Below are 8,030 nucleotides of genomic sequence, written 5' to 3' on the forward strand. Positions count from 1 at the left end.
ACTACTTCCATTTAGAGAGCTGAATTCCTTTTGTTTTTGACTTACCCCAGGAATTTTTCAGGGGAAACTAGCTAATGCCGGGTGGGTTTTCTTAACAGATGTTGTCCCCATTCTGGAAGGAATAATCCCGTTCGACAGAGGAGGAAGAATCCATCCGCTGAAGAAAACGTATCAAACAAGAAAAATTGAGAAGGGTCGACGCGTCCAATGATGCAAAATATGAATCGTATTCTTATTCAAGCGCAACAGAGACTTCTGCCCCTTTTCTTAAGTCAACTCCCCATCATCATTGAACGGCACGTTGAAGATATGCGTTCGAGGGATGGAGAAATCGCCAGGTACATCAAAGAGATTGAGGACAATGCTTTTTTCACGATGTCAGAAAATGTATCCTGGGTGTTAAAAACGTTATTTGTTGATGAAGAGACGTATCAAATGGAAAAAAGAAAAATCGGGGAAGCGGGTTTTGCGCGTGGAGTAAGGGATGGCGAAACGGGATGGGCGACCAAAGACGTGGTATTGGAGATCAATCACAATTCCCGCACCTATATTTTTCATCATCTGTTGAAGATTTTGGAGCAGGAACCAGATGTTCAAATTAAGTCACTTTTGATTGAACGGCTTCACGAAGTAAACAGCTTGCGGTTCATCAGTTACATGCGCGGATATCTGATGGTGAAAGACAATCAGATCGACACTCTTCATCAGCAGAAAATCAGCATCATGGGCCAAATGGCTGCCGGAATGGCCCATGAGATCCGGAATCCGATTACCTCTTTCCAGGGATTCGTCCAGTTGATGAAGCAGGATTTGATGCGGGGGAACTTCGATCCTGAAACGTTTTTGCAATACCTGACCATTTGCCAGGAGGAGATTAAGGTATTGGAAGGACTCGTATCCAACTTCCTGATTCTGGCCAGAAAAAATGAAACAGTGAACAAACAATTGGAAATGATTCGGCTTCAGCCTATTTTGGAACGGATTAATCAATTGTCAAAGCACTTTGTCATAGAAAAAGATGTAAATCTCAGCTTTTGTTACAACGGACAGAAGAAAGCAGTATGGGGAGTTGCTTCCTACATCGAACAAATCTGTCTCAATTTGATCAAGAACGCGGTTGACGCGGTAGGGGTCAGAGGCGACGTGCGAGTGACGGCTGTGGATGACGCCCCTTCAGAACAAGTCGTGATCGAATTTACGGACAACGGCTGCGGAATAGCCGAGGAGAGAATGAAACATCTGTTTGAGCCGTTCTACACGACCAAAGAAAAGGGAACCGGCATCGGGCTGTCCGTATGCAAGCAGTTGATAGAAGAAATGGGGGGACAGATCAATATCCGGTCGACCGTTGGAACAGGAACCAAAATCGAAGTTCGGCTGCAGATGGCACGAACGTGAAATCCTACCATTGTAGTTAGGTTTTGAGTTTTGATACAATTGCGACGTGAGACTATATTGAAACGGATGGCACGTTTTAGATGGAGATGATCAGTTTTGAGTACGACGAACGTCATTGGCAGTGAAACCATCCTGGAGAGCCTCGCGACACAAATAGAGCGGGTTGCCCAAGAGATGAGAAGGTCCGATGATGAAAACAATGCGGCGAAACTGCTGCAAGTAGTTAATAAACTTCGCCACGGCGAGATGAACATCGCCTTTTGCGGCCACTTTTCTGCAGGAAAATCGACGATGATCAACACTCTGTTGGGCGTCGAATTGCTGCCCTCCAACCCGATTCCCACGAGTGCCAACGTCGTAAAAATCCGCGGCGGTGAAAAAGCGGCCCGCGTCTATACGAAAAACAACGGGGTCATCACCTTTGATCCGGATACGGAGATGGACGCGCTGAAAAAGTACGCCGTGGACGGGGACACGGTAGAGTGGGTGGAAGTATGTTATCCAGGCACCCTTCTTGATGAGCAGTCCAGTCTTCTCGATACGCCGGGAATCGACTCGACGGATGCGGCCCACAAGATTGCCACGGAGTCGGCATTGCACCTGGCTGACGTGGTCATCTACATGATGGACTACAACCACGTCCAGGCGGAGGAAAACTTCAACTTTACCAAAACGCTGAAGGACCGCCAAAAACCGGTCTATCTTGTCATCAACATGATCGACAAGCACATCGACTTCGAGCTTGACTTCGACAGCTACAAAGAGAGTGTGGAGGAAGCGTTCGGCACCTGGAACATCAAACCGGACGGGATCTTCTACACATCGCTGGCGGAGCCGGATCACCCGGAAAACCAGTACGAAGCGTTCAGGCGCAAATTGACGGAATTGATCGGGGAGAAGGGGCAGTTGGTGGAAGCCAGCGCGCGTCATGCCGCTGAACACCTGATTGACGAGCACGTGAAGGTTTTGTCCCGTCGCAATGCCGAAAAGCGCCATATGCTGGAGAGCAGGCTGGAAAACACTGCGGACGGGATGGAAGATCCGCATTTCATTTTGGAAGCACTCCGCCAGGCAGAAGCGGAGCTGGCCGAGACAGCGGAACGGGTCAATCAGGCCGTGAAGCGCATGGAAAAAGAGTTGACCAGCCTTTTGGAAAACGCACGGCTGACTTATTACAGCACCAACGAAGCGGCAGAGCGGTATCTTGAGAGCCGCAAACCCGGCTTCAAGGTAGGCTTTCTGTTTGCCGGCAAAAAAACCGAGGAAGAGCGGGCACAGCGCTTGGAGTCGTTGTTGGCCGACTTCCGGGAAAAAGTCGCGGGCAACCTGGACTTCCACTTTAAGGAACTGCTGACCAAACTGCCGCAGGAATACGGGATTCGTGACGAAGCGTATCACGCAGCAGTGCATGCGACCGCCATTGAGGTGACACCCGAGCTGCTCGCCGCTCATGTAAAAGAAGGAGCGGGTACACGGGAGTATGTCATGAACTACTGCTCCGATATTTCGAACGCCATCAAGACGGAATATCGTCGGACCGGCCTCGCCTTTATCGAACAAGTGAAGAAGCGCCTGGTAGAACAGACCTCAGCGAAACGGGCGGAGCTTACGGAGCAGATCGGCACGCTGCGCAGCCTTGCGGACATTCATGAGGCCTTGGCGGGGCTGACGGAGAGCGAACGGGCAGCCGGTAAACGACTGCGAGCGATTCTACACGAGGGAGAGTAATCATGAATCAGTTGAAACAAAAATTGGGCGCTGCCGCTGAGCGCTTGCGCCAAGCCAGCAAAGAAATCAGCGGCGTGCCGGGGATGCAGGCGCAGGCGACAGCGATGCTGGAGAGAGCGGAGCGGCTTTTGGCCAATCGTTTTACCGTGGCGCTGTTCGGCGCGTTTAGCGCCGGCAAGTCTTCGTTTGCCAACGCATTGATGGGCGATCTGGTCCTGCCCGTATCGCCCAACCCGACGACAGCGGCAATCAACAAAATCATGCCGCCGACGGGCACGCATCCGCATGGAACGGTTCGCGTCGTCGTCAAAAGCAAAGAGGCGATTGAGCACGACGTGCTTCGTTCGTTGGCCGTGTTCGGACTGACAGCGGACAGTTTGGAAGGCGGTCTGGCTGAGCTGGACAAGATTGACGTAAGCCAGATTCCCCCCAACGCCAAACCGCACTATACCTTCTTAAAAGCAGTCACCAAAGGTCTTCCGGAGATGGCTGCCCACCTCGGCGGCGAGTTGATCGTCGACATGCAGGCGTTCAAGGGCTTTGTCGCCAAAGAGGAAAAAGCCTGCTTTGCCGAGTATATCGAGCTGTTTTACGCCTGCCCGCTCACGGAGCAGGGCATTGTTCTGGTGGACACGCCGGGTGCGGACTCCATCAACGCCCGCCATACCGGTGTCGCTTTTGAATACATGAAAAACGCGGACGCCGTGCTGTTCGTCACGTATTACAACCACGCCTTTTCCCAGGCGGATCGCGAGTTTCTGCTGCAGATGGGACGCGTAAAGGATACCTTTGAGCTGGACAAGATGTTCTTCCTTGTCAATGCGGCTGACCTCGCTTCTTCTCAGGAGGAGCTGGACGGCGTCATCACCCATATCGAGAAAAACCTGCTCAGCTGCGGCATCCGTCACCCGCGGATCTATCCCGTGTCCAGCCAAACGGCGCTGCTGGCCCGCATGCATGAAGCCGGCAAGCTGACCGCTTCCGCAGAAAAGCTGTACCGTCAGCGCACCGGAACGGCCGAAGGGGAACCGCTGGCACCGGCAGACAAGGCCTTTCAGCTGTCCGGGATGGCTGCCTTTGAGCAGGATTTTCTCCGCTTTACCCTGGAGGAGCTGACGCAAATTGCTGTCAATGCAGCCTATGGTGAGATCCGCCGGGCGCACGACACCCTTCGCGGGTTTATCGAGATGGCACAGGCAGACGAAGATGTGCGCCAAAAGCGGCGCCTGTCGGCCAGTCAGGCGCGGGAAGCCGCGATCGGAGCTGTTTCCGCGCTTTCCACCGCATCGATGGAGCGGGATCTGGCGAAAGAGCGGGAGGAGCTGCTTTATTATGTGAAGCAGCGTCTGTTCTTCCGTTTCAATGAGCTGTTCAATCTCGCATTCAATCCGGCGGTATTGAAGGACGACGGCCGCAACCTGAAGCAAGCGCTTCAAGGCTGCCTGAAGGATCTGCTGCGCTCCATCAGCTACGACCTGGCCCAGGAGCTGCGAGCGACAACCCTTCGGCTGGAAAAGTTCACGAACAAACTGGGGAACTCCCTGATCAGCGAAATGGAGCGGGAAATTCAGGCTCATGCCAAAGGATTGAAGCTGTCGCCTTACCAGCCGTGCCGGGTGGAGACACTTTCCTTTGCCGATGAACTGCCGGTTGCCTTCGCGTCCCTGCAGTCGGCATTGTCGCTGTTTAAAAACACGAAAGACTTTTTTGAACTGGACGGCAAAACAAAACTCCGCGACGAACTGGAAAAACTGCTGCAGGAACCGGTTTCCGCCTATGTGGCAGAGGGCGGCGCACAGCTTGCCGATCAGTTCGCGTCTGTCTTCACGGAGCTTGCATCAAGCGAGCGAGAGCGTGTCATCGGGCAGGTAGAGGAGTATTTTACCGGCGTGTTTGCCGCTCTCGACATGGACGTAGATATGGACGAACTGGCTGTCAAACAGAAGAGAATCGGCGCATTGCTTTCATAACGAACAAACCGCTCAGGACAATCGTCTTGAGCGGTTTGTTACTAGATAGGAATTGATAAGACACAACATCCTATACAGTTACGTGGAAAGGATTCGGGACCACGCCCGGCCCAGCAAGGGACCCCGCTCGGCACATAACGGGCCCACCCGACACGGCTAAAGCTAAAGTCGGGTGGGTTTTCTTGTCAGCTGTTTATACCAGAAGGTTTCTGGGCAAAACATGATCATACCATCCATTGTCGAAAAAGAAGAATTGAAAATTGTAATTTAATAAAATTCATGATAATGTATAATTGTTCGTTATAATTTTAATATAAATAAAAAAGTTTAGGAGGTTTAATATGAATGCGCAGTTGTTCACTTCAATCGTAGCTTACATGCTTCTAATGCTACTCATTGGTTATTACGCCTACAAGCGCACCTCCAATTTATCCGACTACATGCTGGGAGGCCGAAATCTCGGACCGGCCGTGACCGCTCTTAGCGCGGGTGCTTCCGACATGAGCGGCTGGTTGATGATGGGCTTGCCTGGTGCGATGTTCGCGCAAGGGCTGAGCGCGTCGTGGATCGTGATCGGCCTGACGCTTGGTGCTTATGCCAACTGGCTGTATGTTGCACCCCGGCTGCGCACCTATACGGAGATCACTGATGCCATTACCATTCCGGCCTTTCTGGAAAACCGTTTTGAAGATACAACCAGGGTATTGCGTTTGGTTTCCGGTCTTGTCATCATGATTTTCTTTACGTTCTACGTCTCTTCCGGGATGGTTTCCGGTGGGGTTCTATTTGAAAACACGTTCAACCTCGATTACCATACGGGGCTTTGGATCGTCACTCTGGTCGTTGTGGCATACACCCTGTTCGGCGGGTTTCTGGCGGTAAGCTGGACCGATTTTGTACAGGGGCTGATCATGGTTGTCTCTTTGATCATGGTTCCTCTGGTTACCGTTCTCAGTGCTGGCGGAGTAGGTACGAGCTTTGCGGAAATCCAGTCGATCAACCCTGCTTTGCTCGATATTTTCAAAGGAACGAGTCTGATCGGGATCATTTCTCTGTTTGCCTGGGGCCTTGGCTATTTCGGGCAGCCTCACATCATTGTCCGCTTCATGGCAATTTCTTCCGTAAGCGAAATGAAAAAAGCACGCGGCATTGGAATGGGCTGGATGATCTTTTCCATTTTGGGCGCCATGCTTACCGGCTTATTTGGAATCGCTTTCTTTTCCAAGCAAGGCTGGCAGCTTTCCGATCCAGAGACGGTCTTTATCGAACTGGGAAAAATCCTGTTCCACCCGATCATCGCCGGGTTCCTTCTGTCAGCCATTTTGGCTGCGATTATGAGTACGATTTCTTCGCAGCTGCTCGTCACTTCCAGCTCGTTGACGGAGGATATTTACAAAACGTTTTTCCGCCGTTCGGCTACGGACAAAGAGCTGGTTTTCATCGGACGTCTCTCGGTCCTGCTCGTCTCTGTGGCAGCGCTGATTCTCGCCTACAATAAAAACGACACGATCCTGGGCCTGGTCGGTTATGCCTGGGCAGGCTTCGGGGCATCGTTTGGACCGGTTATCCTGCTCAGCCTTTACTGGAAACGAATGAATAAATGGGGGGCTCTCGCCGGAATGGTGGCCGGTGCCCTAACCGTTATCGGATGGACGCGGTTTGATTTCCTTAAGGATATGCTGTATGAAATGGTTCCGGGCTTCGCCGCCAGCCTGCTGGCCATCGTGGTTGTCAGTCTGTTGACGTCGCCTCCGTCGGATGAAGTCCAGGCCCAGTTTGAAGAGTCCGCCAAATGGAGCGGGAAATAAGCTGCGGTCTCGTGAAAAGGAAAAGCCCTCTGCTGAAAATGGTGGCAGAGGGCTTTTGGATTTTCGGGACACGGAGTGGGTGAAGTGTTAGCTAAAGTCGGTTGGGTTTTTGTTACTGTACTTGAATTTGCCCGTTCTGGTCGAGGGTTACGCGGAACTCCTTGACCACAACAGGCTCTTCATTGGGGTTGTTCAAATTGTGACGGAGGACGCGGAAGGTGCCGTCGCCCGTCAGTGTGCCGCGGAATTCGAGTCCGAACAGGTCTGAACGGTAGAAGCTGAAGCTGGCCAGCTCCGTCTTCTTCAATTCTTCAGCGAGCAGCTGTCCGTCTCCGCTGAACATCGCATTGCGCAGCGCTTCGGAAGACTCGTACTTCTGCTGCAGGTATGTTTTTAATTGTTGGGCAATTTCGGACTCGGCGATCTGTTTGCCTTGTTCCACCACTTGCTTGCCTACTTCCACTGCCTGTTTGCCGGCTTCAACCGCTTGCTGCGCCTCTTGGACGCCTTGTGATAACTCTGCACATGCGCTTAGCAGCAGCGCGCAGAGAATGACCAGAAGGTAACGCATTTGCAGATCTCTCCTTTCTCCCTATCAAGGTTATACGATGTTTTGGCCTGTTTGGTTGCTCGCAGAGGACACACAATTTTTATTGTATCGTATCCCCACTTTCTGCGCATCCGCATATGATGTAGGAAAGCAATCCTGCTGTACTTATCAAGGGAGGAAGAAGCATGATGCAAGGAAAAGTAAAGTGGTTTAGCAAGGAAAAAGGTTACGGTTTTATTGAACGGGAGGGCGGGCCTGACGTGTTCGTGCACTACACAGCCATCTCCGGATCGGGCTACCGCAACCTGGAAGAAGGGGAACTGGTGACGTTTGATATCGTCAACGGGCAGCGAGGTCTGCAGGCTGCCAATGTCGTCCGCAAAGGCTGACTGCTTCACAACCACATGACAAACAATCGCCGCCCATGGTGGCGATTTTTTTGCGCTAGAAAAGTGTTCGGGGCCCCGCCCGGCGAAGAAAGGGACCCCACTCGGCACAGCGATAGCTAGTTTCCCCTGAAAAATTCCTGGGGTAAGTCAAAAACAAAAGGAATTCAGCTCTCTAAATGGAAGTAGT

At 52.1% G+C, this 8,030-nt stretch carries 6 protein-coding genes; 5 read left to right on the forward strand and 1 reads right to left on the reverse strand.

Annotated features, from left to right (window positions below; translation table 11 throughout):
* Positions 1–435 precede the first annotated feature (435 nt).
* The 4 genes from ACE99V_RS19750 to putP all read left to right on the forward strand — a co-directional run bounded on the left by ACE99V_RS19750 (position 436) and on the right by putP (position 6,904).
* Positions 436–1,398 (forward strand): sensor histidine kinase, encoded by a 963-nt coding sequence (locus tag ACE99V_RS19750; protein WP_400492920.1) that lies wholly within the window; start codon positions 436–438, stop codon positions 1,396–1,398.
* Between the two features lie 96 nt (positions 1,399–1,494).
* Positions 1,495–3,126, forward strand: a complete 1,632-nt coding sequence (locus ACE99V_RS19755; RefSeq protein ID WP_400492921.1) for a dynamin family protein — start codon at positions 1,495–1,497, stop codon at positions 3,124–3,126.
* Between the two features lie 2 nt (positions 3,127–3,128).
* Positions 3,129–5,096: a dynamin family protein gene (locus tag ACE99V_RS19760; RefSeq protein ID WP_400492922.1), complete on the forward strand. Its 1,968-nt coding sequence runs from the start codon at positions 3,129–3,131 to the stop codon at positions 5,094–5,096.
* A 341-nt stretch (positions 5,097–5,437) separates the two neighbouring features.
* Positions 5,438–6,904, forward strand: coding sequence for a sodium/proline symporter PutP (putP, locus tag ACE99V_RS19765; RefSeq protein ID WP_400492923.1), 1,467 nt, complete (start codon positions 5,438–5,440; stop codon positions 6,902–6,904).
* Positions 6,905–7,016: 112 nt separating this feature from the next.
* Here the strand turns inward: putP and ACE99V_RS19770 are convergent, their stop codons facing one another.
* Positions 7,017–7,475 carry a hypothetical protein gene (locus ACE99V_RS19770; RefSeq protein WP_400492924.1) on the reverse strand — a complete coding sequence of 153 codons (459 nt, stop codon included), beginning with the start codon at positions 7,473–7,475 and terminating at the stop codon, positions 7,017–7,019.
* A gap of 167 nt (positions 7,476–7,642) precedes the next feature.
* Here ACE99V_RS19770 and ACE99V_RS19775 point away from each other — a divergent pair, with 167 nt between their 5' ends.
* Positions 7,643–7,843 carry a cold shock domain-containing protein gene (locus ACE99V_RS19775; protein ID WP_400492925.1) on the forward strand — a complete coding sequence of 67 codons (201 nt, stop codon included), beginning with the start codon at positions 7,643–7,645 and terminating at the stop codon, positions 7,841–7,843.
* Positions 7,844–8,030: the final 187 nt, after the last annotated feature.

The organism is Brevibacillus soli, assembly GCF_044759095.2.
In the GTDB taxonomy this organism is placed as follows: Bacteria; Bacillota; Bacilli; order Brevibacillales; family Brevibacillaceae; genus JBIYSM02.

Excerpts from the sequence above, each read along its gene's own strand:
- ACE99V_RS19750 (WP_400492920.1), top strand. The coding sequence starts at position 436 with ATGGAAAAAAGAAAAATCGGGGAAGCGGGTTTTGCGCGTGGAGTAAGG.
- ACE99V_RS19760 (WP_400492922.1), top strand. The coding sequence starts at position 3,129 with ATGAATCAGTTGAAACAAAAATTGGGCGCTGCCGCTGAGCGCTTGCGC.
- putP (WP_400492923.1), top strand. The coding sequence starts at position 5,438 with ATGAATGCGCAGTTGTTCACTTCAATCGTAGCTTACATGCTTCTAATG.
- ACE99V_RS19770 (WP_400492924.1), bottom strand. The coding sequence starts at position 7,475 with ATGCGTTACCTTCTGGTCATTCTCTGCGCGCTGCTGCTAAGCGCATGT.
- ACE99V_RS19775 (WP_400492925.1), top strand. The coding sequence starts at position 7,643 with ATGCAAGGAAAAGTAAAGTGGTTTAGCAAGGAAAAAGGTTACGGTTTT.